This window comes from Leclercia adecarboxylata (genome assembly GCF_023639785.1).
In the GTDB taxonomy this organism is placed as follows: Bacteria; Pseudomonadota; Gammaproteobacteria; order Enterobacterales; family Enterobacteriaceae; genus Enterobacter; species Enterobacter adecarboxylatus_D.
Genome location: NZ_CP098325.1, coordinates 3915365 through 3938737, shown reverse-complemented (window position 1 = coordinate 3938737; position 23373 = coordinate 3915365). Strand labels below are relative to the sequence as shown.

Annotated in this window: 22 protein-coding genes; 8 read left to right on the top strand and 14 right to left on the bottom strand. The window is 56.4% G+C overall.

The window, feature by feature from the left end:
• Positions 1 to 5 precede the first annotated feature (5 nt).
• Both dkgA and yqhD read right to left on the bottom strand, forming a co-directional pair.
• A complete protein-coding gene (gene dkgA, locus NB069_RS18565) occupies positions 6 to 833 on the bottom strand; it encodes a 2,5-didehydrogluconate reductase DkgA (RefSeq protein WP_250585951.1) in 828 nt (275 codons plus the stop codon).
• Between the two features lie 105 nt (positions 834 to 938).
• Entirely contained in the window at positions 939 to 2102 is a 1164-nt protein-coding gene (gene yqhD / locus NB069_RS18560) for an alcohol dehydrogenase (protein ID WP_250585949.1), read from the bottom strand.
• Between the two features lie 194 nt (positions 2103 to 2296).
• Here yqhD and NB069_RS18555 point away from each other — a divergent pair, with 194 nt between their 5' ends.
• On the top strand, positions 2297 to 3187 hold the full coding sequence (locus tag NB069_RS18555; RefSeq protein WP_250585947.1) for an AraC family transcriptional regulator: 891 nt from the start codon (positions 2297 to 2299) through the stop codon (positions 3185 to 3187).
• Positions 3188 to 3234: 47 nt separating this feature from the next.
• Here the strand turns inward: NB069_RS18555 and yghB are convergent, their stop codons facing one another.
• Together yghB and metC are read right to left on the bottom strand one after the other, a co-directional pair.
• Positions 3235 to 3894 (bottom strand): DedA family general envelope maintenance protein YghB, encoded by a 660-nt coding sequence (yghB, locus tag NB069_RS18550; RefSeq protein WP_250585945.1) that lies wholly within the window; start codon positions 3892 to 3894, stop codon positions 3235 to 3237.
• Between the two features lie 141 nt (positions 3895 to 4035).
• Positions 4036 to 5223 carry a cystathionine beta-lyase gene (gene metC / locus NB069_RS18545; RefSeq protein ID WP_250585943.1) on the bottom strand — a complete coding sequence of 396 codons (1188 nt, stop codon included), beginning with the start codon at positions 5221 to 5223 and terminating at the stop codon, positions 4036 to 4038.
• 251 nt (positions 5224 to 5474) lie between these two features.
• Between metC and exbB the strand changes: the two genes are divergently transcribed.
• Together exbB and exbD are read left to right on the top strand one after the other, a co-directional pair.
• A complete protein-coding gene (gene exbB, locus NB069_RS18540; protein WP_250585941.1) occupies positions 5475 to 6206 on the top strand; it encodes a tol-pal system-associated acyl-CoA thioesterase in 732 nt (243 codons plus the stop codon).
• Between the two features lie 6 nt (positions 6207 to 6212).
• On the top strand, positions 6213 to 6638 hold the full coding sequence (exbD, locus tag NB069_RS18535) for a TonB system transport protein ExbD (RefSeq protein WP_250585939.1): 426 nt from the start codon (positions 6213 to 6215) through the stop codon (positions 6636 to 6638).
• 121 nt (positions 6639 to 6759) lie between these two features.
• Here the strand turns inward: exbD and NB069_RS18530 are convergent, their stop codons facing one another.
• The 3 genes from NB069_RS18530 to NB069_RS18520 all read right to left on the bottom strand — a co-directional run bounded on the left by NB069_RS18530 (position 6760) and on the right by NB069_RS18520 (position 8639).
• Positions 6760 to 7656: an SDR family oxidoreductase gene (locus NB069_RS18530; protein ID WP_250585938.1), complete on the bottom strand. Its 897-nt coding sequence runs from the start codon at positions 7654 to 7656 to the stop codon at positions 6760 to 6762.
• Positions 7657 to 7789: 133 nt separating this feature from the next.
• The gene (locus NB069_RS18525) at positions 7790 to 8242 is read right to left on the bottom strand and encodes a cytoplasmic protein (RefSeq protein ID WP_250585936.1); all 453 of its coding nucleotides are present in this window, start codon (positions 8240 to 8242) and stop codon (positions 7790 to 7792) included.
• Complete coding sequence (locus NB069_RS18520) at positions 8235 to 8639, bottom strand: hypothetical protein (protein ID WP_250585934.1); 405 nt, start codon at positions 8637 to 8639, stop codon at positions 8235 to 8237. Before NB069_RS18520 ends, NB069_RS18525 begins: the two co-directional genes overlap by 8 nt.
• 105 nt (positions 8640 to 8744) lie before the next feature.
• Between NB069_RS18520 and NB069_RS18515 the strand changes: the two genes are divergently transcribed.
• Together NB069_RS18515 and NB069_RS18510 are read left to right on the top strand one after the other, a co-directional pair.
• A complete protein-coding gene (locus tag NB069_RS18515; RefSeq protein WP_250585932.1) occupies positions 8745 to 9248 on the top strand; it encodes an ESA_00282 family adhesion-associated protein in 504 nt (167 codons plus the stop codon).
• 78 nt (positions 9249 to 9326) lie between these two features.
• A complete protein-coding gene (locus NB069_RS18510; protein WP_250585930.1) occupies positions 9327 to 9821 on the top strand; it encodes a TIGR00645 family protein in 495 nt (164 codons plus the stop codon).
• 42 nt (positions 9822 to 9863) lie between these two features.
• Here the strand turns inward: NB069_RS18510 and NB069_RS18505 are convergent, their stop codons facing one another.
• On the bottom strand, positions 9864 to 10904 hold the full coding sequence (locus NB069_RS18505; RefSeq protein ID WP_250585928.1) for an aldo/keto reductase: 1041 nt from the start codon (positions 10902 to 10904) through the stop codon (positions 9864 to 9866).
• Positions 10905 to 10987: 83 nt separating this feature from the next.
• Between NB069_RS18505 and yghX the strand changes: the two genes are divergently transcribed.
• Positions 10988 to 11875 (top strand): YghX family hydrolase, encoded by an 888-nt coding sequence (yghX, locus tag NB069_RS18500; RefSeq protein ID WP_250585926.1) that lies wholly within the window; start codon positions 10988 to 10990, stop codon positions 11873 to 11875.
• A gap of 43 nt (positions 11876 to 11918) precedes the next feature.
• Here the strand turns inward: yghX and NB069_RS18495 are convergent, their stop codons facing one another.
• On the bottom strand, positions 11919 to 14501 hold the full coding sequence (locus tag NB069_RS18495) for an autotransporter outer membrane beta-barrel domain-containing protein (RefSeq protein ID WP_250585924.1): 2583 nt from the start codon (positions 14499 to 14501) through the stop codon (positions 11919 to 11921).
• A gap of 437 nt (positions 14502 to 14938) precedes the next feature.
• Here NB069_RS18495 and NB069_RS22565 point away from each other — a divergent pair, with 437 nt between their 5' ends.
• Positions 14939 to 15058, top strand: a complete 120-nt coding sequence (locus NB069_RS22565; RefSeq protein WP_350223397.1) for a hypothetical protein — start codon at positions 14939 to 14941, stop codon at positions 15056 to 15058.
• Positions 15016 to 16563, top strand: coding sequence for a methyl-accepting chemotaxis protein (locus NB069_RS18490; RefSeq protein ID WP_250585922.1), 1548 nt, complete (start codon positions 15016 to 15018; stop codon positions 16561 to 16563). Before NB069_RS22565 ends, NB069_RS18490 begins: the two co-directional genes overlap by 43 nt.
• On the opposite strand, the gene fucR is transcribed toward NB069_RS18490, so the two are convergent.
• From fucR to NB069_RS18465, 5 genes are all read right to left on the bottom strand, one after another.
• Entirely contained in the window at positions 16560 to 17276 is a 717-nt protein-coding gene (gene fucR, locus NB069_RS18485; protein WP_250585920.1) for an L-fucose operon activator, read from the bottom strand. The two genes, NB069_RS18490 and fucR, sit on opposite strands and share 4 nt — an antisense overlap.
• The gene (locus NB069_RS18480) at positions 17273 to 18256 is read right to left on the bottom strand and encodes a sensor domain-containing diguanylate cyclase (RefSeq protein ID WP_250585918.1); all 984 of its coding nucleotides are present in this window, start codon (positions 18254 to 18256) and stop codon (positions 17273 to 17275) included. Before NB069_RS18480 ends, fucR begins: the two co-directional genes overlap by 4 nt.
• Positions 18257 to 18459: 203 nt before the next feature.
• Positions 18460 to 19329 (bottom strand): glutathione-dependent disulfide-bond oxidoreductase, encoded by an 870-nt coding sequence (yghU, locus tag NB069_RS18475; RefSeq protein ID WP_250585916.1) that lies wholly within the window; start codon positions 19327 to 19329, stop codon positions 18460 to 18462.
• A gap of 107 nt (positions 19330 to 19436) precedes the next feature.
• A complete protein-coding gene (locus NB069_RS18470) occupies positions 19437 to 20069 on the bottom strand; it encodes a DUF2238 domain-containing protein (RefSeq protein ID WP_250585914.1) in 633 nt (210 codons plus the stop codon).
• A 115-nt stretch (positions 20070 to 20184) separates the two neighbouring features.
• A complete protein-coding gene (locus NB069_RS18465) occupies positions 20185 to 23187 on the bottom strand; it encodes an autotransporter outer membrane beta-barrel domain-containing protein (RefSeq protein WP_250585913.1) in 3003 nt (1000 codons plus the stop codon).
• Between the last annotated feature and the right edge of the window lie 186 nt (positions 23188 to 23373).

Sequence of the window (23373 nt, the reverse complement as noted above, 5' to 3'; positions counted from 1 at the left end):
AACTATTATCCGCCAAACTGGTCCGGATCCGGGCCTAAACGCTTGCCTTTGTCCAGCTTCGCGATTTCACCCAGTTCATCTTTATCCAGACGGAAATCCCAGACGTTGAAGTTTTCCGCGATGCGCGACGGCGTGACGGATTTCGGGATCACCACCAGGCCGCAGTCCAGATGCCAGCGAATGACGATCTGTGCCGGGGTTTTGCCGTACTTGTCGGCCAGGTCGCGGATGATTTTCTGATCGAATACCCCTTCGCCGCCCTGCGCCAGCGGGCTCCAGGATTCAGTCTGGATCTTGTGGGTCGCATTCCAGGAGTGCAGTTGACGCTGCTGCATCAGCGGGTGCAGTTCAATCTGGTTGATCACCGGGGCGACGCCCGTTTCATCAATCAGTCGTTGCAGGTGGTGGATCTGGAAATTACAGACCCCGACGCTCTTCACCAGCCCGGCTTTTTGCAGATCGAGCATCCCTTGCCAGGCTTCGACATAATGATCGATAGCCGGAACCGGCCAGTGCATCAGATAGAGATCGACAAAGTCGAGCTGCAGCTTGTCCAGGCTCTCCTGCAGGGCTTCCGCGGGACGCTTCTGGTCGTCGTTCCACAGCTTGGTGGTGATGAATAACTCATCCCGGGGCAGGCCAGCGCTGGCAAGCGCCTTGCCGACGCCCTCTTCATTTTTGTAGGCGGCAGCGGTATCGATGGAGCGATAGCCGACTTCCAGTGCTTTGTGAATGGCGGAGACGACCTCGTCGTTACCTGCTTTCCATACGCCGAGCCCCAACTGGGGCATTACGTTGCCGTCCTGAAGCTTGATTACGGTTTGGTTTGCCATTTTTCCTCCTTCATTGGACATCCACCAGGGGTAATCCCCCGGTGGCGTATGTGCATTAAGCCTGGCCTAAATGCCGAAAAACGAAAGGCAATCGCGTAAAATCGCTTAGCGAGCGGCCTCGTAAATACGGCGGCTGACGTCGAGGGTAATGTCGTGATGTTCGCCGATGTGGGTCATACCGTGCTCTTCAAGTTTTGCCAGCAGGGCAGGGATGGAACTCCCGTCCAGGCCGTAGCCGGAGAGGCGCGTTGGCACGCCCATCTGCTCGAAGAAGTTGCGGGTAGCTGCAATGGCGGCATCGATGCGCTCATCTTCAGACCCGGCGGTAATACCCCAGACGCGCTCAGCGTACTGCAGCAGTTTGCCGCGTTTGGTGTCGCGCTTTTCATTCCACAGCGCAGGCAGCACCACTGCCAGGGTCTGGGCATGATCGAGGCCGTGCATCGCCGTCAGTTCATGGCCCAGCATGTGGGTCGCCCAGTCCTGGGGTACGCCGGCACCAATCAGGCCGTTCAGCGCCTGAGTCGCGGCCCACATTACGTTGGCACGCACCTCGTAGTTTTCTGGCTCTTTCAGCGCCAGCGGGCCGTCTTCGATCAGGGTCAGCAGAATGCCCTCGGCAAAACGATCCTGAATTTTCGCGTTTACCGGGTAGGTGACGTACTGCTCAACGGTATGGACAAAGGCATCCACCACGCCGTTAGCCACCTGACGCGGCGGCAGGGTGTAGGTGTAAACCGGATCCAGCACCGCGAATACCGGCTGCACGTGCTCGTTCATAAAGGCCTGCTTGTCGCCGGTGGTTTTACGGGAGATCACCGCGCCTTTGTTGGACTCGGAGCCGGTAGCTGGCAGGGTCAGCACGGAGCCCATCGGGATGGCGCTCCTGATATCGCTGCCGCCGGTCTGCAGGATGTGCCACGGATCGATGTTTTCGTCGTAGTGGGCCGCCGCGGCGATAAACTTGGTGCCGTCCAGCACCGAACCGCCGCCCACGGCCAGCAGGAAGGTGATCTGCTCTTCACGGGCGATTTTCACCGCGTTCATCAGCGTTTCGTAAGATGGGTTTGGCTCGATGCCGCTGAACTCGCGCACGTCCAGGCCTTCCAGCGCAGAGTAGACCTGATCCAGCACGCCATTTTTCTTCACGCTGCCGCCGCCGTAGGTGATCAGCACGCGGGCGTCGGCCGGGATCTGCCCGCGCAGGTCGGCGATGGCGCCTTTACCAAACAGGATGCGGGTTGGGGTATGCAGATTGAAGTTGTTCATTGTTCGTTCCCTTTGGTGGGTGAAAAAACGGGGCGGCCATAGGGCTGCCTGATGGTGCTCATTGTGGCGAGCACGCACGCTTCTCTCAATGCACATTCCTGCCGTTGTCTTGCCCATTTCTACACAGTGCTGGAGAAAATGGGTAAAAATGCGCACACTGCTGGTGTCGGAAAACGTACCCGGAGTGAGAAAAAATGAAACGTGCAGCCATCTGCCAGCAGCTAACTGAACAAATTAACAAACTGAAAGATAATGAAAATTATCTTAATACGCTGCTGCCGGACGTTCGCCTGCTGTACGGCACCCAGCCCTACGCCCGCACCCCGGTGATGTACCAGCCGGGTATCATTTTTCTCTTTTCCGGCCACAAAATTGGCTATATCAACGAGCGCGTCTTCCGTTACGACACCAACGAATACCTGCTCCTGACAGTACCTTTACCCTTCGAATGTGAAACCTTCGCGACAGAGAAGGTACCGCTGGCGGGGATTCGTCTGAATATCGACATTTTGCAGCTGCAGGAGCTGCTGATGGAGATCGGCGAAGATGAACTGTTTCGCCCGTCGATAGCGGCAAGCGGCATCAACTCCGCCACGCTGACGGATGAGATCCTCTGCGCCATTGAACGACTGCTGGATGTGATGGAGCGTCCGCTGGATGCGCGCATTTTGGGCAAGCAGATTGTGCGCGAGATCCTCTACCACGTCCTGCTGGGGCCGGGCGGCGGGGCGTTACTGGCGCTGGTCAGCCGTCAGACCCACTTCAGCCTGATCGGCCGGGTGCTTAAACGCATCGAGAGCCAGTACACCGAAAACCTGAGCGTGGATCAGCTGGCGGCCGAGGCCAACATGAGCGTGTCGGCGTTCCATCACAACTTCAAATCGGTGACCAGCACCTCGCCGCTGCAGTATCTCAAGAGCTACCGCCTGCACAAGGCGCGGATGTTGATGATCCACGACGGCATGAAAGCCAGCGCCGCCGCGCTGCGGGTGGGGTATGAAAGCGCCTCGCAGTTCAGCCGGGAGTTCAAGCGCTACTTTGGCGTGACGCCGGGGGAAGATGCGGCGCGGATCAGGGGAATGTGAGGGGCATGCAGGCCGGGCAAACGCAGTGCCGCCCGGCGCATTGCCCGTCAGGCGTTGCAGTACTTCTTGCGGATCACCACCACAATCGTTCCCACCAGGCCCGCGACCAGCAGGAAAACCGGCAGGATCATCAGGAAGGTCATGACCTGATCTTCATGATGCTTCACAAAGGGGATCATGTTTAACGCGTAGCCGAGGGTTGTCACCACACCCACCCACAGCAGCGCGCTCAGCCAGTTAAAGAACTGGAAGCGGCGGTTAGAGAGCCCGGAGATGCCCGCCATGGTGGGCAGCAGCGTGCGCACAAACGCCAGGAAACGCCCGGCCAGCAAGGCCAGCAGGCCGTGGCGATCGAACATGCAGGTTGCCCGCTGGTGGTATTTATGCGGCAGCTGCGCCAGCCAGCCTTTCACCACCTGCGTATTGCCGAGCCAGCGGCCCTGCAAATAGCTGAGCCAACAGCCCAGGCTGGCGGCGGAGGTGAGGATCACCATCGTCGGGGCGAAGTCCATGACCCCTTTACCGATCAGCGCGCCTGCCAGCAGCAGCAGGCTGTCGCCCGGTAAAAAGGAGGCGGGCAGTAACCCATTTTCCAGAAACAGCGTGGCGAACATGACGAAATAGACAATCCCTACCACGTGCGGGTCCGCCAGTGCTGCAAAATCGTGTTGCCAGAGTGCAGCGATAATATCTTGAATAACAGCCATGGGCTTTCCTGTGGAACAGCATATATGAGGCTATTGTACTCCCTATTTCGCTGGCGGGCTTTGATCGCAGGCGCAACAAATCAGACTTTTCTGTAAGGAATAAGCAGAAACCTGTCCGTGGAGTCCATTTATCGGCCTGCGCTATTCGATACGCGCAAAGCCAGCTTCCAGATCGGCGATCAGATCGTCGACGTTTTCCAGGCCGATATGCAGGCGGATCAGGGTGCCGGTAAAGTCAACTTCACCGCCCGGACGCAGGGCCGCAATCTGCTCTGGCTGGTTCGGCAGGATCAGTGACTCAAAGCCGCCCCACGAATAGGCCATGCTGAACAGCGAGAAGTTGTTCAGATAGGCGGCAAGCTCGTCGTTGCTCAGGCGCTTATTAAGCACGAACGAAAACAGACCGCTGCTGCCCGTAAAGTCACGTTGCCAGAACTCGTGCCCGATGCTGCCCGGCAGTGCCGGATGGTTAACGCGCGCCACCTGCGGATGCTGCGCCAGCCATTGGGCAACCTGCAGACTGCTCTCGTGATGCTGGCGCAGGCGCACGCTCAGGGTGCGCAGACCGCGGCTGGTCATGTAGGCCGTGTCGGCATCCACCATCTGGCCCATCAGATAGGCATTCTCACGCAGCTGTTCCCAGCAGCGGGCGTTAGAGACCGCAGTGCCGATCATGCCGTCAGAGTGGCCAATCAGGTATTTGGTCGCCGCCTGAATAGAAATATCGATACCAAAATCGAGTGCCTTAAACAGCACGCCCGCCGCCCAGGTGTTATCGATCATGATGATGGCGTCCGGCGCTTTGCTGCGTACCGCCTGTACGATAGCAGGCACGTCATGCACTTCCATGGTGATGGAGCCCGGCGATTCCAGGAACACAATCCGGGTATTGGGCTGGATCAGTTCGGCGATCCCGCCGCCAATTTGCGGGTCGAACCAGCCGGTGGTGACGCCCAGCTTGCTGAGAATTTTGGTGCAGAAGTCCTGGCTTGGCTCGTAGGCGGTGTTGGTCATCAGGATATGGTCGCCCTGCTCGACAAACGCCAGAATGGTATTGGCGACCGCCGCCGCGCCGCACGGGAACAGCGCGCAGCCCGCGCCGCCCTCCAGCTCGCACATCGCTTCCTGTAAGGAGAAGTGGGTCAGCGTGCCGCGACGCCCGTAGAACAGCTCCCCGTTGGCCCGGTTGCGGGTGGCGTGCTTTTTCGCTTCGACGGTATCAAACACCAGCGATGAAGCGCGCTGGATAACGCTGTTTACGGAACCGAGGGTATATTTTTTGCTGCGTCCCGCCTGGACGAGGGTGGTATCAAGATGCTTCTCTTTCATGTCTGGGCAACCTGTTTTTATACGTCTGGACGTCCACACTATCACGAAAATAAAAATGGTCGCGAGAAGGGGTGCGGGATCAGGGGAAAATTTTTTAAAATTTGTTTCCGGGAAATTTTTCCTGCGTAAGCGCAAGGAAAATGAAACGAATTTACGGCACTATGTAAATACTAATGAGAACTACTATCAATTCGACGCTGTTTTGATATTATTATGCTCAGATTTTGTGATTTGCGTCCTGGAGATACCGAGTGGGTAATAATTTGATGCAGACGGATCTCTCCGTCTGGGGTATGTATCATCATGCCGACATCGTGGTGAAGGTTGTCATGATCGGCCTGATTCTGGCGTCTGTCGTCACCTGGGCTATTTTCTTTAGCAAGAGCGTGGAGCTTATCTCGCACAAGCGCCGTCTTAAGCGCGAGCAGCAGCAGCTGGCAGAAGCCCGCACCCTGAATCAGGCGAGCGACATGGCTTCTTCCTTCCAGGCGAAGAGTCTGACCACCCAGTTAATCAACGAAGCACAGAACGAGCTGGAACTTTCCGCAGGCAGCGACGACAACGAAGGTATTAAAGAGCGTACCGGCTTCCGCCTGGAGCGTCGCGTTGCGGCCGTTGGCCGTCATATGGGACGGGGTAACGGCTACCTGGCGACCATCGGCGCCATTTCGCCGTTTGTCGGTCTGTTCGGTACCGTCTGGGGGATCATGAACAGCTTCATCGGCATTGCGCAGACGCAAACCACTAACCTCGCGGTTGTGGCGCCCGGCATCGCCGAAGCGCTGTTAGCGACGGCCATTGGTCTGGTTGCGGCAATTCCGGCGGTGGTGATCTATAACATCTTCGCCCGTATGATTGGCAGCTACAAAGCGACCCTCGGCGACGTTGCCGCTCAGGTTCTGCTGCTGCAAAGCCGCGATCTGGATCTCAGCGCCAGCGCTGCGAAACCGGTCCGTTCTGCTCAGAAATTTCACGTAGGTTGATTCGCCATGGCAATGCGTCTTAATGAAAATCTGGACGATAACGGCGAAATGCACGAAATCAACGTGACGCCGTTTATCGACGTCATGCTGGTTCTGCTGATTATCTTCATGGTTGCGGCGCCGCTGGCGACCGTAGACGTGAAGGTGAATCTGCCTGCGTCTTCCACTCAGCCGCAGCCGCGCCCGGAAAAACCGATTTATCTGTCCGTTAAAGCCGATAAATCCATGTTCCTGGGTAACGATCCGGTGACGGATGAGTCGGTGATCCCGGCGCTTAACGCCCTGACCGAAGGCAAGAAAGACACCACCGTCTTCTTCCGTGCCGACAAGACGGTCGACTATGAAACCATGATGAAGGTAATGGACACGCTGCATCAGGCGGGTTACCTGAAGATAGGTTTAGTCGGCGAAGAGAAAACAGCCGCTAAATAAACAATTACGGCAACCCAAGGGTTGCCGTAATTGTTTTTGCCAGGTGGCGGCTTCGCCTTACCTGGCCTACGTTCTGATTTGTAGGCCCGGTAAGCGTAGCGCCACCGGGCAATGTTTTAAACTACCCCAGATGTTCCCCACCGCACACGCCGTGCACTTCTGCCGTCACGTAGCTGGATTCCTGACTCGCCAGATAGACGTACACCGGTGCCAGCTCCGCAGGCTGTCCTGCGCGCTTCATTGGGGTCTGCTGACCAAACTGCGGGATCTTCTCCTGAGTCTGGCCGCCGGAGATTTGCAGCGCCGTCCAGATAGGCCCTGGCGCGACGACGTTGACGCGCACGCCGGTCTCCGCCACCTGTTTTGCCAGCCCGCGGCTGAAGTTAAGGATCGCCGCTTTCGTCGAGGCGTAGTCCAGCAGGTGTGGGCTCGGCTGATAGGCCTGAATCGACGAGGTGGTAATAATGCTCGACCCGGCAGGCAGCAGTGGCAACGCCTCCTGGGTTATCCAGAACAGCGCCAGCACGTTCACGGCATAGGTCTGCTTAAATTGCTCGGTGGTCAGATCGGCAATCTTCTCCACCGCCACCTGCTTACCGGCCACCAGTGCCAGCACGTCCAGTCCGCCTAATTCCTGATGCGCTTTATGCACCAGCGAACGGGCAAATTTTTCATCGCTCAGATCGCCGGGAATGAGCACCGCTTTGCGTCCGGCCTCTTCAATAAGCTGCTTAACCTGCTGCGCGTCCTCTTCTTCGGCGGGCAGATAGTTAATGGCGACGTCTGCTCCTTCACGCGCGTAAGCGATGGCGGCAGCGCGTCCAATCCCGGAGTCGCCCCCTGTCACCAGTGCCTTACGATCCTGTAGTCTGCCGCTGCCCTTGTAGCTCTTTTCACCGCAATCCGGTACCGGGTCCATTTTGCTCTGTACGCCGGGCGCAGGCTGCTTCTGCTGCGGATATTCCCCGGTGTAGTACTGGGTGGTCGGATCCTGAATTTTGCTCTGAGAATTTGCCATTACTGTTCTCCTTGAGGGGTTAATCAGACTTTAAGCTTAGGAGAATCAACTGGGCTGTGAGGATTATTCAGGATAATCCTTAAATAAAACGGGCTAAAGGGAAGCAGGCGGTACGGCAGGATTCGAAGAGGGATTACGGCTTTTGCGGCGGGACGTCAGCTTTCGCGGCCAGGACATCTTCATCCAGCGCCACGGTTGTCACGCTGGAGGTGCGATAGCCTTCATCGGCCAGCTTGCGGGTAACGCGCAGGGTCGCGGTTTCGCGTGCCAGCAGATATTGATAATTGGTTTCCAGACGCGCCAGTATTTTTTCTTTTAAATCGGGGCGCTGTTCCATGATCGCGTTTATTGTCGCACCGTAGATCTCTTCTTTTACCTGTAACGGATAAATTTCCCGGCGGTTCTGCCATTTCAGGCGTACCAGACCGGCCGGAATAGAGAGCAAATCTTTTGCAATACGTTGTATTTCCGCGTTTTTAATCTCTTTCAGTGCGGTAAGGTTCTGCTCTAAGATAAATTCATCGCTTTTTTTGTCATCTAAAGCCAAATAAACGTTGTTGTTATCAACATCCTTCACGTTATTCATCCTCTAGCTTATAAAAAACAGGTGTATTTTTTTCGCAGGTAATTAAATTCAACCAGATTTCATTACCGGCTTCGTTAATTTCATCGGTTTTTTCCGCCAGTATTTGACTTAGTGCTTGCGCGTCTATTTCTCCCTCTGCCTGCAAATCATTCAGCAGGCGGGCGAACACTTCGATTTTAACTACCCGGAATAACCGGTCTTTAATATGCCGATCGTGCTCTTCGAGCAACATATTGCGGGAGTTACCGGTACGGGTAACGCCAATTAATATATCAGGCGCATAATCAGCGAGTGTTCTTTTCCCCTTAGTGAAATTGGCATTGCTTTCTGCTTCTGGCGGTTTCGGTTCCACGGAAGAAATGTGAAACTTGGCCGGAACCAGATTGTCGGGCAACATTTTATATTTCCTTTAATTTCAATGGGGTAGGGTTGTCTGGAGTGTGAGATTCGTTGACAATAACATGAGGCAAATTTAAAATCAAAAAAAATGGAGCCTGCCTATATGAACAGCATTTTTTATACTGTCATTACTTTGTTATTGCTTACTGCCGTGGTTCTTTTATTGATGCGTGAGTTCAATAAAAGCAGCGATGCAGAGCGCGCGCACGTCCCGGCCCCGCCGGAGCGGATGTCAAAAGAAGAGGGCGAAGACCATTTTTCAGTGTTAATGAATGCGATTACGCCGGTCTGGTACTGGCGCGTTAATCATGAATATATTGATTTCCTTCACGCCACAATTAAACGAATGAATATGGTGGAAATAAATAGCATTCCTGACCTGTTTGAAGCTCAGCGTCGTTGCAGCGATCTTAACTCGGCGGTGTATAAATATTACGACAATATCAAAAAGCGTTGCCTGAACGGTGAAAAAGTGTCGCACTCGGATCTTGAGGTAATGAACCTGCGCCAGTGTTTTCGCGAATTCAGCCTTGAGGCCTATCCGTCGCTGGTGGTGCTGGTGTGGCCGGAATATCAGCGCCCGGTGATAAAGCCCGATCAGGTATAGGGTCTTTGTTTAGTTGTTGCCAACTGTTTGGACCATTGCGATATACTGCGGGCTGGTTTCGTTTGCAGACAGGACTCTATGGAACGCTTTTTTGAAAACGCAATGTATGCCTCCCGCTGGCTGTTAGCCCCGGTCTATTTCGGCCTCTCGCTGGCGCTGGTGGCCCTCTGTATTAAATTCTTCCAGGAAATTTTTCACGTCCTGCCGCATATTTTCAGCATCGCAGAATCCGACCTGATCCTGCTGCTGCTGTCGCTGGTGGATATGACCCTGGTAGGCGGTCTGCTGGTCATGGTGATGTTCTCGGGTTACGAGAATTTCGTCTCGCAGCTGGATATCTCTTCGGATAAAGAGAAGCTGAGCTGGCTCGGCAAAATGGACGCGTCGTCGCTGAAAAACAAAGTGGCGGCGTCGATTGTGGCGATCTCCTCCATTCACCTGCTGCGGGTATTTATGGATGCCAAAAATATCCCGGATAACAAGCTGATGTGGTACGTGATTATTCACCTGACTTTTGTACTGTCGGCGTTTGTGATGGGGTATCTGGATAAGCTCAGCCGCGGCAGTAAATAAGTGGCTGGACACCTCTCTCCCCATCGGGGAGAGAGGAAAAACTTACTTGTCCGACGACGCCTGCCATAAATTCAGCTGTCCGTCGGCCACGTGCTGGTCAATCCGCTGCAGCTCTTCTTCGCTAAAGTGCAGATTATTCAGCGCCTGCACGTTCTCCTCCAGCTGCTCTGTCCGGCTGGCACCAATCAGCACCGAGGTTACACGTTCATCTTTCAGCAGCCAGCTCAGCGCCATCTGCGCCATCGTCTGTCCGCGCGCCTGGGCCATCTCGTTCAGCAAACGCAGGCTGTTCAGGTTGGCTTCGGTGAGCATGTTCTCCGTCAGGCCGCGTACCTTTTTGCCCTCGCGCTGCATGCGGGAGCCGTCAGGAATACCGTTAAGGTATTTCCCGGTCAGCAGCCCCTGGGCCAGCGGCGTAAAGGCGATGCAGCCCGTACCGTTGGCGGCCAGCGTATCCAGTAAACCGCTCTTGTCCACCCAGCGGTTAAGCAGGTTGTAGGAAGGCTGATGGATAAGCAGCGGGATCTTCCACTCGCGCAGCAGTTCGGCCATTTTCTGCGTCCGCTCCGGGGAATAGGATGAGATACCGACGTAGAGCGCTTTGCCGCTCTGCACCGCCTGCGCCAGCGCCGAGGCGGTCTCCTCCATTGGCGTATTCTCATCTACCCGGTGGGAATAGAAGATATCCACGTACTCCACCCCCATCCGCCTGAGGCTTTGATCCAGGCTGGCGAGCAGATACTTGCGTGAGCCGCCCGCACCATAAGGGCCTGGCCACATGTCGTAGCCCGCTTTGGTTGAAATAATCAGTTCGTCGCGATACGCCGCGAAATCGTCCCGCAGCAGGCGGCCAAAATTTTCCTCCGCGCTGCCCGGTGGTGGGCCATAGTTATTGGCGAGATCAAAATGGGTGATACCGCAATCGAAGGCTTTTCGCAGCAGGGCGCGCTGTGAATCGAGGGCGTGGACGTGGCCGAAGCTATGCCACAGGCCGAGCGACAGGGCGGGTAAGCGCAGGCCGCTTTTACCGCAGTAGCGGTACTGCATTGTCTCGTAGCGGTCAGGGGAGGCGTTCCAGGGCATGATGTCTCCTTTCTTAGTGATTAATTTTCGAAACAGCGTTTCTATTCTATCCTTAGTTCGTTCACAATTCATGGAGATATGCGATGACGCGTATGACCGCCAAAGACTTTCCTCAGGAATTGCTCGACTACTACGATTATTACGCTCACGGCAAAATCAATAAACGTGAGTTCCTTAATCTGGCTGCCCGCTATGCGGTTGGCGGCGTCACGGCGCTGGCGCTGTTTAATATGCTCAAGCCCAATTACGCCCTCGCTGAGCAGGTGAAATTCACCGATCCCGATATTCTGCCGGAGTACATCACCTATCCCTCGCCGGACGGGCATGGTCAGGTACGCGGCTATCTGGTGAAACCGGCCAAAGCCACAGGTAAAGTCCCGGCGGTGGTGGTGGTCCATGAAAACCGCGGTCTCAATCCCTACATCGAAGACGTAGCCCGCCGGGTGGCAAAAGCGGGCTACATCGCCCTGGCGCCGGATGGGTTGAGCTCGGTGGGGGGTTATCCCGGTAACGATGAAGAGGGGAAGATCCTGCAGCAGAAGGTCGATCCGACAAAGCTGATGAACGACTTCTTCGCCGCTATCGGGTTTATGCAAAAACACCCGGACGCTACCGGCAAGGTGGGGATCACCGGCTTCTGCTATGGCGGCGGGGTCTCTAATGCCGCGGCGGTCGCCTGGCCTGAACTGGCCTGCGCCGTACCTTTCTACGGCCGACAGCCACCGGCGGCGGATGTCGCCAAAATTAAGGCACCTTTGCTGCTGCACTACGCTGAGCTCGACAAAAACGTCAATGAGGGCTGGCCTGCTTATGAGGCCGCGCTTAAAGCTAACGGCAAAGTGTATGAGGCATATATCTACCCCGGGGTGAATCACGGGTTCCACAACGATTCCACTCCGCGCTACGACGAGGCTGCCGCCGGGTTAGCCTGGAAACGGACGTTGGGATGGTTTGAAAAGTATTTACGTTAATAACACTACCCGGCAGCCTCAGGCTGTCGGGTAGGCGTGGTCATCAGAAGCTGTAGCTCATACCTGCCTGAACGCTGGCGTCGTTATCAACATCGCCTGTCCCGTAGTAAATGCCGGTATTCAACGAGAAGTTGTGTGCGATTGTGGCATTCACGCCCGCACCAAACATTCCCATACTGTTGTTATGACCTTCGGTGTTGTGATAATCCGCGGCCTGGATATCGGTATCATCGCTGAACTCTTTCTGCACACGGGCATCCACCCAGGGCATGATCTGCACGTTTTTATTCAGATCGGTCAGGGTGGTGGTCAGACGCAGACCCGCGCCGCCGTTCCAGGAAGAGACCTGGCTGTCAGCAAAGGTGACTTCTCTGTCTGAGAAGCCGTTAGCTTTGGTCTGATCCCAGCCGAGGATGGCGTAAGGTTGCAGCACGGTTTCGCCTGGCAACAGCACGTTCACCCCGGTACGGGCCTGGGCCATATACAGGCTACCGTCTGTGGAGCCGTGCAGCGCTTCGGTCATTCCGCTGGTGTCGCCGGTGACGTTATGCGCGGAGAGGGAATAGCGCATATCGCCATAGCTGAAGCTGGCATCGGCGAACATTCCCCACTGACGACCATTCAGGGCCTGCTGCCAGCCGCCGTACAGGCTGTAGTAGTTACCGTAGACGCTGTCCTTGAAGCTGTCCGGGCCGTTGGCAGTGTCTTCAACGCGGCTGCGGGTCCAGGCCAGCGCTACGCCTCCGGTGAGGCTGTCCCCGTTCGCGAGGTATGCCGTCCAGTCAACGCCGCCCTGGGCGCCCTGAGTGATGCTCTTGTAATCCACATCGTTGCTGAAGTTACCGTTCTGATAGAGGAAATCGCCCCACAGCTGGGCCCCTTCCTGCTGTGTACCCGTCAGGCCAGCGAAGTGCAGACGGTCCAGGTGGCTGGCGATGTCATCGGTGACCTGATGGCCCGCCTGTTCGGCCGCATCCAGCCCGGCGACCAGACCCTGGACATCGCTGGCCAGCTCGCCGCGTGAGCTGCTAAAGACAATATTCCATTTCTGGCTACTGTCGGCAGTGAGCAGGTCCTGCGGTGCAGGATCCGCGGGCACAATGCTCAGATCGTTGTTGTAGTTGTAGGCAGCGCTGCGGTTTTCAACCTGCTGTTGACCGTTGCTGAAGATGGCATTGGCGGCCGTCTGCGGCGTGGTGGTTGCCGTCGTCGTGGTAAAGGTCCCCAGCACGATATTTTGCTGATTGATCGCCGAAGCGGTGATGTCATTGACGACCACAGCATTACGGGAGCCGGTGATCTGGCCGAAGTTAACCCTGCTGTCGGTGCTCATGTTCACTTCGGCATTGCTACCCGTCGTGTCGGCGGTCAGGGTGGAACCGTTTTGCAGATTCCACGTGGTTGAATCGTTAATGGTGTCGAGAGTGATGCTGTTGTCGCTGGTGGTATTTACCGTTTCAAACTGACTGATTTGTCCGGAAACAGAGCTTCCGGCATCCATCGACAGGGTATCGTCGCCATCGCCGCCGGTGACGTTGCCGGTGACGTGGGAATCATTCACCAGGACCACAGTGTCATTGCCTGTGCCGGTTGTAATATTGCCGTCAACGTTAGCACCGTTTTGCAGGGTGATGGTGGTGTCACCGCTGTTCTGGCTGGCGTTCAGGTCGCCATTAATGGTGCTGTTATCCACCAGAAGGGTATTGGTGGAGTTACCGTCCAGCGTAACATTGCCGTTCACAACGCTGTTACTGGTGAATGACAGGTTGGTCTGGCCTTTTTCGTTAATGACCCCGATATCGCCGGTCACGGTGCTGTTATTCAGTGCCAGCGTATCCTGAGTGGTACCGTACATGGCCACTGCCACGTCGCCAAAGGCATCAACGTTGATATTCTGGAAGGGCTGGTACTGGCTAAGGGTTTCGACGAGGGTATCGAGATTTTGCGCCACCTGGCTGTTCGTGGCATCCACGATGGCGTTAGTCAGGGTAAGGGACGTGTCTGATTTGTCGCTGCCGACATAGATACCGCCATTATCCATGATGCTGTCGCTCATGGAGAGGGTTTGGGCGCCCTGGCCCGCGCTGATAATACTGCCGTGCAGTGCGCTGCCGTTGCTGATATCCACATTGTGGTAACCTTCATCGAGCGGGTCGAGGTAAATGGCAGCGCCCATCATATAATCTTTGTTTCGCTCATAGGTCCCGTCGCTGTTCTGGCCGTTCAGGGTGGAGTCATTGACGTTGATCGTGGTATTGGTGGTCTTAAGTGCAGAACCTGTTTCGATCATATCCACTTTGGCATTATCGGTGACGTTAATATTTACGGTGCCGCCATTGCTCCCCTGAATATAATAACCTGACATGTCAGTGCCTGACACCGTTAAGGTCTGTGTATCTCCTGCTTCCCGGTGGCCATCCATATAAATATTGGTTGCCGTTTCATTCGCCATAACGGCATCAGTGACGCCCGGGTCCTGATAGAAATTACCGTCTTTATATTCTTTCAGGCCGCAGGTCTGGGTGGTGTCACCATTCTGGCAAGGCGTGGCAGGGGTCTCGCCTGCCTGAGCAGCAAACGAGGCAAGTGCCAGTAATACACACTGTGACAATAACGTTCTTTTCATTGAAATACGCATTTTTTCATCTCTTATACCGGTTCAAAGTGACCTCTTTTTAAACCACGTATGCGTAATTAAGAACTTTCTTGGTCGAAAAGGATGTAATGAAATTTGAAATTAAATCAAGTCATTAAGTGACCATTTTTATAAAAGAAAATAATTGGTTATTTAAAATATATCTATTTAGTGAATGTTACAGTTTTATTAACGTACAAAAAGTAGGATTTTCAGGGGGGAGAAAAGGCTGATTGCGCGTCAGATAAGTCCTAAGGCATAACCCTTTAGGGTTATGTGGGTAATGAATGGAGAGGCTGATTTACATTTGTAAGTTGTTCGCAATCTAATATCACGTTATTTGGAGGGGTATTTGCCCACGCATGATTATCCTTTCCCGGCGCGGTAAACAGAAATGAAAAGTTTTTTAAAATTAACCAAAAAAAGTATTGCTTCGCCTTTTTTTGCCGATAACGAGGGTAATACTCGCCTCCGGGCGAAATCTCCCTCAGGCAAGGAAAGAGTTATGCGCGTATTTCGTAATTTCACAATCCGCTTCGTCATGCTGACGATTCTGGGTATCTTCTGTTTAATGTGGGCGGGCGTGGGGCTGTATGGCTCCTGGGCGCTCTCCCGCGTGGCGGACGGCAACGAGGTCGATCGCCAGCTGGTCAAACAGATGACGGTGCTCAGTCAGGGCAACGATCAGTACTTCCGTTTTGTCACCCGGCTGAGCCGTGCGATGGAGACGCAGGCGGCGGGGGGCACGGCGGATCTTACCTCTGTGCAGCAGGCGCTGCAGGCCATGAGCAACAGGCTCGACGAGATGAAAGCCATGTCGCCGGGGCCGATGGATGCAGAGGTCTCTTCCCGGGTGATCGCCAGCTGGCAGGCGCTGCTGGACAATGGCGTCAAACCGCAGATGCAGCTGGCCCAGCAGGGTAACCTCGAGGGCTATCGCCAGCAGGCAAACAACGTCACTCCACCGTTAAGCCGCGCCTTTGGCGAAAGCGCCGGGCAGTTCAACAAGGCCGCCGACACCATTCTCGACAGCACCCGCGTCACGGTCGACGGCTTCACCAGCTTCACCCGCACGGTGATCATCACCGCGACCATTATCGGCCTGCTGATCCTGCTGTTCGCCGACCGCTATCTGGTCGCCATGCTGGTGAAGCCTCTTGATCAGCTCCGTCACCATTTCCGCCAGATTGCGCAGGGGGATCTTAGCCAGCCCATCGCGCCTTTTGGCCGTAACTGCGTGGGCCAGCTGGTGCCGCTGCTGACGGCAATGCAGGACAGCCTGCGCGACGCGGTGAGCACCATCCGTAACGGCAGCGAGAACATCTGGCGCGGGGCGACGGAGATCTCCAGCGGCAATAACGATCTCTCGTCCCGTACCGAGGAGCAGGCGGCGGCGCTGGAAGAGACCGCCGCCAGCATGGAGCAGCTTACCGCCACGGTGAAGCTCAACGCGGACAACGCCCGTCAGGCCAGCGAGCTGGCGGATGTCGCCTCTGCCAGCGCCAGCCGCGGCGGCGCGCTGGTCAATAATGTGGTCAACACCATGACCGGTATCTCCGTCAGCTCGAAGAAGATTGCCGAGATCACCAGCGTTATCAACAGCATCGCCTTCCAGACCAACATACTGGCCCTCAACGCGGCGGTGGAAGCGGCGCGGGCCGGGGAGCAGGGGCGGGGCTTTGCGGTGGTGGCCGGAGAGGTGCGCAATCTCGCCAGCCGCAGCGCCAACGCGGCAAAAGAGATTGAAGGGCTGATCGCCGACTCCGTCTCCCGGGTGGAAGAAGGGGCAAAACTGGTGAACGATACCGGCACCACCATGGAAGCGGTGCTGCGGGACATTACCGGCGTCACCACCATCATGAAGCAGATTGCCAGCGCCTCGGAAGAGCAGAGCAAAGGCATTTCGCAGGTTGGGGTGGCGATCACCCAGATGGATGGCGTGACCCAGCAGAACGCCTCGCTGGTGGAGCAGGTTTCGGCGGCGGCCTCCGCGCTGGAGCGCCAGACCGAAGAGCTGCAGCGCTCGGTGCAGAAGTTCCGCCTGGCAGGCTAACGCCGGGCGAGCTGCGCGTCGCTAATCAATTGCGTCACCTGCGACAGGTGACCAATTTTCACTTCGCTGGAGCGCCGGAACTTGCTTTTGTCGATCAGCAGCAAGGACTGGCTGGCGCGGCTTAGCAGCTGCGACTTAAATCCGGCGCTGTGCGGGGTGGGATCCCACATCACACCCTGCTCATCCACCCCCTCACACGAGAAGATAAACAGGTCGATCTCCAGCGATTTTAGCTGTGTCACCAGGGCCGGATTCACATAGCAGCGGTATTTTCGCTCCAGCGTCCCGCCAGAGCAGATCAGGTTGATGCGCTCGCGCTTCGCCATCTCATGGCAGATGGGCAGGCTGTTGGTAAACACCGTCAGGGCGATATCCGGTAGCTGTCGCGCGAGGTGAAAGCAGGTGGAGCTGGCATCCAGCGCCAGGATCATCCCTTCGCTGACCCAGTCCAGCGCATGACGGGCGATATCGGCTTTATCCGCGTAATGGCTCTTCAGCCGCGCGCCGAAGGGCTCGCCGCCGTCGCGGTGGTCCGGGTGGATCGCCCGCGCCCGCCCATGGTGCCGCACGATCCTGCCCTGCTGCTGCAGCTGTTTCAGATCGCGGCGAATCGTCTCCTTGCTGACCCCAAGCCCCGCAGCCAGCGCCTCTGTCGACAGCCAGTCCGAGGCTGCCAGCAGGCGGAGGAGATCCTGATGACGGGTGCTTTTCATGGGTTTGTTCCGGTACGGTTGATGGAGAGCAGCGTCTGGCCGATCGCCACGCCGTTCTTGCCGGTGTGCTTAATCTGATACATCGACTGATCGGCGCGACGCAGGGCATTAACGAAATCGTCCTGCTCCTGCACGCCGTCAATGCCTACCGAAGCGCCGACCTGCGCCTGGCCGTTATCCAGTTCGAACGGGGTGAGCGCCGCCTTCAGGCAACTGTGGGCGGTGCTGTTCACCAGCAAACTGGTGAGCGGGAAGGGCAGCAGCAGCACGAATTCGTCACCCCCTAAACGCCCGACAACGGTCCCCGGTGGGCAGGCCTCGCGCAGACGCTGGCTGAGCTGGATCAACAGCTCGTCGCCGCTGCGGTGCCCAAAGGTGTCGTTAACCGTTTTAAAGTCATCCAGATCGATAAAAGCGATGCAGAGCGGCCCCTGGGCTTTGAGCTGCGTAAAGTGCTTGATCAACGCGTGACGGTTGGCGAGACCGGTCAGCGGGTCGTGGTTCGCCAGCTGGGCCAGCTGCTCCTCGTACTGCTTCTCTTTGGTCATGTCGATGTGGGTGCCGGTCACCTTCAGGGGGTTGCCCTGTTCGTCCCAGTCAGTGACCCGGCCCCGGTCCAGCACCCAGGTGACGGTGCCGTTTTTGTGCTGCATACGGTGCAGCGCTTCATAGAAGGGGGTTTTGCCGTGCAGGTGATCGTAGAACGCATCCAGCACGTTCTGTTTGTCATCCGGATGCAGATGCTCACGCCAGATCTCAAACTGCGCGTTCAGCTCCTTGGGCTGATAGCCCAGCATCGAACCCCAGCGGCGGTTATAGATGATCAGCTTCCCGGTGGGGACATCGAGCTGCCATAAACAGAGACCGGTTCCGTCGAGCGCAGCGCTGAGCTTATTTCGGGCGTCACGCGCCAGCCTGGCAAGCCGGGCATTATGCTTTTTGAGATTCTGAATCTGCTGTTTCAGCGCCTGTTCTGACATGCGAATAATCTGAAGAAAGAAATTATTGATGCCAGTTTAAGAGAAGGAAGTAAATATGATGTTGAAAAAAGTAGAGGATTTGCGTTAAGGCAAAATAGCGGAATGATAAGAACATTAAATAATAAAACGCCGGGAGGTAACTCCCGGCTTTTTATTAATGGGCGGCTTCACCGATCATGCCGCCCCGGGCATTTGCCAGTACATTAACCCTGACGTTTGTCTTCCGTACTGGTATCGAAATCGCTCGCCGCGTGGCGCTCGTGCAGCTGTTCGTTCAGCTCGCCGTTGGTGCGGTTGACGATACGCCCGCGCTTCACCGCCGGACGGCTGGCGATATCCTTCGCCCAGCGCTGGACGTTCTTGTAGCTCTGGGCATCCAGGAATTCGGCTGCGCCGTAGACCTGTCCCAGTGCCACGCTGCCAAACCATGGCCAGATGGCGATATCGGCGATGGTGTACTCCTCGCCCGCCACGTAACGACCGCGCGCCAGCTGTTTATCCAGCACGTCGAACAGGCGTTTGGCTTCCATAGTGAAGCGGTCAATCGCGTACTCAATTTTTACCGGCGCATAGTGGTAGAAGTGGCCGAAACCGCCGCCGAGGAACGGGGCGGAGCCCTGCAGCCAGAACAACCAGTTCAGGGTTTCAACGCGCCCAGCCGGATCTTTTGGCAGGAAGTGACCGAATTTTTCCGCCAGATAGAGCAGGATATTGCCGGACTCAAACACGCGGGTTGGCGGCGTGGTGGAGTGGTCGCGCAGGGCCGGAATTTTGGAGTTCGGATTCACATCAACAAACCCGCTGGAGAACTGATCGCCCTCACCGATACGGATCAGCCAGGCGTCGTATTCTGCGCCGGTGACCCCCGCCGCCAGTAGCTCTTCCAGCAGAATGGTGACCTTCTGGCCGTTCGGCGTACCCAGGGAGTAGAGCTGCAGCGGATGTGATCCGACCGGCAGGGTTTTCTCATGGGTGGCACCGGAGATTGGGCGGTTGATACTGGCGAACGCGCCGCCGTTGGGGTTCTGCTTCCATTCCCAGACTTTCGCTGGCTGGTAGTTATTGTCGGACATGTTGACCTGCCTTTTTGCGGATGTGTTGAGGCAGTTTAGCAGGAGTTCCATGAAGGGTTTAACGAACTGAGCGCATAAGGTTATGCGCTCGTTGTCTTACCGGGCGACTAGCCGCGGGTTGGCTGACACCCATACTTAAGCTGGCGCTGATGCCATCGCCCCAGCAGCAACACCGTGGTGAGCGCGCCGAGCAGGGCGCAGAACATATCCGACTGGGTATCCCACTGGTCACCCTGGGTGCCGAGGAAATCATCCGCGCCTTGCCCCATCGCCAGCGCTGCCCACCACTCGATCAGCTCGTAGGTCGCGCTGATCGCCAGGGCAACACAGCACACCAGAAAGCCCGTCATCTTATTGCCCCTGACGTAGCCGCCGCGCACCAGGATCTCCCGCGCCGCCAGTGCCGGGACCAGCCCCTGGAAAAAGTGCCCCAGCTTGTCGTACGGGTTACGGCTCAGGTCGAACATATCCTGCACGGCAAAGCCCACCGGCACTTTGGCGTAAGTGTACATTCCGCCCACCATCAGGATGATGGCATGCCAGAAAATCAGGAAGTAGAGCAGGGGCGTCAGCGGGTAGCGCCGTTGAGTGGCGAGAAGCAGCGGCACGATGATAATGACGGGGGTCACTTCCATCAGCCAGGTGATGCGGTCCTGGGTATACACGCCGGTATAGATCAGGAGCAGCAGCAGAAGCAGCGCGCCGACCTTTAATGCAGAGGAGAGGGCAGATTGTGTCATATCATTTAACGGGTTAGTAAAACAGACACTATCGATCTGCCCGGCGAAAAACACAACGTATTACGCCGGACATAAAAAAAGGGGCCGCTGGGGCCCCGTTGATCCTGCATAACAATCAGAACGACTTGCGTAAACGCAGGCTGAAGGTGTGCGCCTGGTAACGGTCGCCTGCCTGCAGATCGTAACGTGCGTCGAAGCTCAGGTTATTGGCGTCGTACAGCGTGCTGCCGATAGCAACCCCAGCCATATCTTCCACCGGTGAAGCGCCTTTGGTGATAAAGCTGGTTTCGCCGATGGCGTCGGCGGCGTAGGTCGCATGGCTGCTGACCTGACGGTTATCGTACTGGTGGATCCAGGAGATCTGGGCGAACGGCGTCAGGTTACCCAGACCGGTAGAGAAAGTCTTCTCGATACGGGCACCGATATCGCTCACGACCGACTGTGAATGCGTGCTGCTTACATCCAGCGCCATGCCGTTACCGCCGGTTTCACTGTAGCCATCCACATGCTGATAGCCGTAGGTCAGGGCCGCCAGCGGGGTCAGGACCACGTCGGCCGGCAGCGCGATCGGGTAGCCAAACTCACTTTGCAGGGTAACGGACTGACCGTTGAACTTGCCGTGGGCCGCGCCGGAGAAGCCGGTGAAATCTGCCCGGCGAACGGAGCTGTAGTTCTGACGGTTCAGGCCAGCGGAGAGGTTCAGGTACCACGGGTTACCGGTATAGCCTGCGTAACCAATCACGCCGTAGTTATCGGCGGTGGAGGTGTTGCCGCTCAGGTTGTCTTTACCGTGCACGGAGGTGTTGCTGTAGTTCAGCGCCGCGCCCAGACGCCAGTCGTCCCCTAACGCGCGGTCGGCACCGATGATCAGGCCGCCAAATTTCGCCGAGTAACCGCTCACGTCGTCGCTGCTGTCCTGACGGGCATAGCCGCCAAACGGCTGGCCCCAGACGATCCAGTTGTCCGCGTAGTCATCACCGGTTGCCACTCCGCTTACGCCGGAGGCTTGTGGATGCCGAACGGCATCGATATGAGCACCCACTACGGCCTGAGCAGTAGAGGTGGCAACGTTTGCCGCTGAACTGGTATTGAGATTCTGGCTGGTGGAAAGACGCTCGCCAACGCGGTTCGCCTCCTGTTTACCTTCAATCGCCAGCGAGGCGTTATACAGGTTCAGCAGCTCTGGAGAGGCGATACCGGAATAGCTCGCCAGCCCGCCGAGTGACGCAGTGGCGCTTGGGATAGTGGCATATCCCCGTTTGTCCGGCTGGGCAGGAGCGGGCTCTGATGGCGCAGGCTGCACCGGCGCTGTCACGACTGGCGGGGTGACTTCTGGCTCAGTGACCACTGGGGGAGTGACCTCTGGCGTCGGCTCAGGCTGAGGTTCAGGTTGCGGCTCCGGCTGAGGCTGCGGCTCTACCGGGTCTGGAATGACCGGCTCCGCGCCCAGGGTTAATACCAGGGCTTTGCTCTGCGCGTCTTCATAGACGGTGCCGTTAACCGTTCCATGGTAACCGAGCGCTTTGTAGTTCAGCTGGTCGGCGTGGTAGTCGGTCTGGGCGCCTGAGGCATTGATCACCACATAACGCTGCCCTTCGGCAAACTGATAGGTGCTGCCGGTGCGCAGCAGATGGATGCTGGAGCCCGCGTCGATGGTGGCATTGCCGCTGACGTTCAGGCGACCATAGCCCGCATCGGCAAGCAGATCGCCGTTGGCCACGGCCAGATCGGAGACGCCGGAGATCAGCGTGGCGGCCGCTTTCTGGTGGTAATCGCCCAGGATATTAATGCTGTTGTTCACCTGCAGGGAGGCGGCTTCGTTCAGCACGATGCCGGGGGTTACCTCAACCTCTTCGCTCATCTGCAGTGACATCAGGCCATATTCGGGGATGCTGCTGAAGGTACTGATATTGTCGTTGAGCAGCAGGGCGCCGCTGCCGAATGTCACGCTGGAGCCGGTAATGGTGCCCGTCGCGCCGTCGAGGCCGGTCAGGATGCCCATGCTGGTGCCGCCATTAATGATAAATGGCGCCGCGCTGGTGGAGTAGATGTCACCGGTAACGGTGCCGGTATTGACGAGGGTCACCGTGTCGCTGTTATTGCCGTTAACAAACAGGGCATAGCCGCCACCGCTTAACTGACCGTTGTTAACGATCTCAGTGTTGCCCTGGCTGTTGTTGTTCCAGATGTAAATCCCGCTCCAGTTACCTGCTATTTCACCCTTGTTGACGAGGGTGCCAATCAGGGTGTTGCTACTGCTGTTGTTGTAGACAGCGATGTCATTGGCAGTGATTGTCCCGTTATTCTCAAGGGAGCCGAGGGTGCCGGAGTTGATAATGCCGTAGGAGCTGCCGTTGATTTTACCGTCATTGACGAGGGTGTTGATAACGCCCTGGTTGATGATCGCCGAGGTACCATAATAGTCGGTCGTGCCGCCTTCGATCGTCCCGGAGTTGTGCAGCGTGCCAATGGTACCGCTGTTAAAAATGGCGCCTTTCTGCCCTCCGTACATGCCGTTCTGGTTGTTCACGGAAGCGATCAGGCCGGCGTTGTTCAGGTTATCAAGGGTGCCCAGATTGTTGATGCCACGATAGCCCACAATCTTGCCATCCATGGTGTTGGTCAGGGTGCCGATCTTCCCGGCATTGCTCACCGTACCGCTGTTATTAAAAGCGAAGATGTTGTAAGAGCCCGGCATACTCTCAAGGGTGCCGGTGTTGATGAAGGTATCAACCACGCCTGTTGCACCCAGCGCCACGACGCTGCCGTTTTGATACTGGCTCAGGCTGGAAAGGGTGCCGTTATTGTTAAGCGTACCTACTGTTCCATTAATCTGAACAATATTATCGTTTCCTGATAAGGGGTTATCAGTATTGCCGCTAATGCTCCCGTCATTGGTAAGCGTTGTTACACTAACGCCCGCGTTCACGGTTAAGGCGGTGGTGGGGATGCCGGAGAGGCTTCCGTCGTGAGTTATATGCACTAACTCTTTTGCGTCAGCGATCTGAATATTGCTCGTCGGCGTGTCGATAATTAACTCGGGAGACGTTGCGAAAGCTTGTGCAGCGGTCGATGCAACCAGCAAAGAGATAAGCTGGCTAAGGCGTTTCTTTTCCATGGTATTCCGTCATAAGTTGCGATGTTGTGCAAAATGCTGGGGCGATTTCTTCGGATTAATCCGATATCTTCGGGCGCAGAATATACAATTTGTTGCTGAAAACAATAAGTGGAGCTTAATTATTTCAGCCTGAATTTATTCCACATTTTTTTTAATGTTTATAATTTGAGTTAAGGCTGGTGGCGG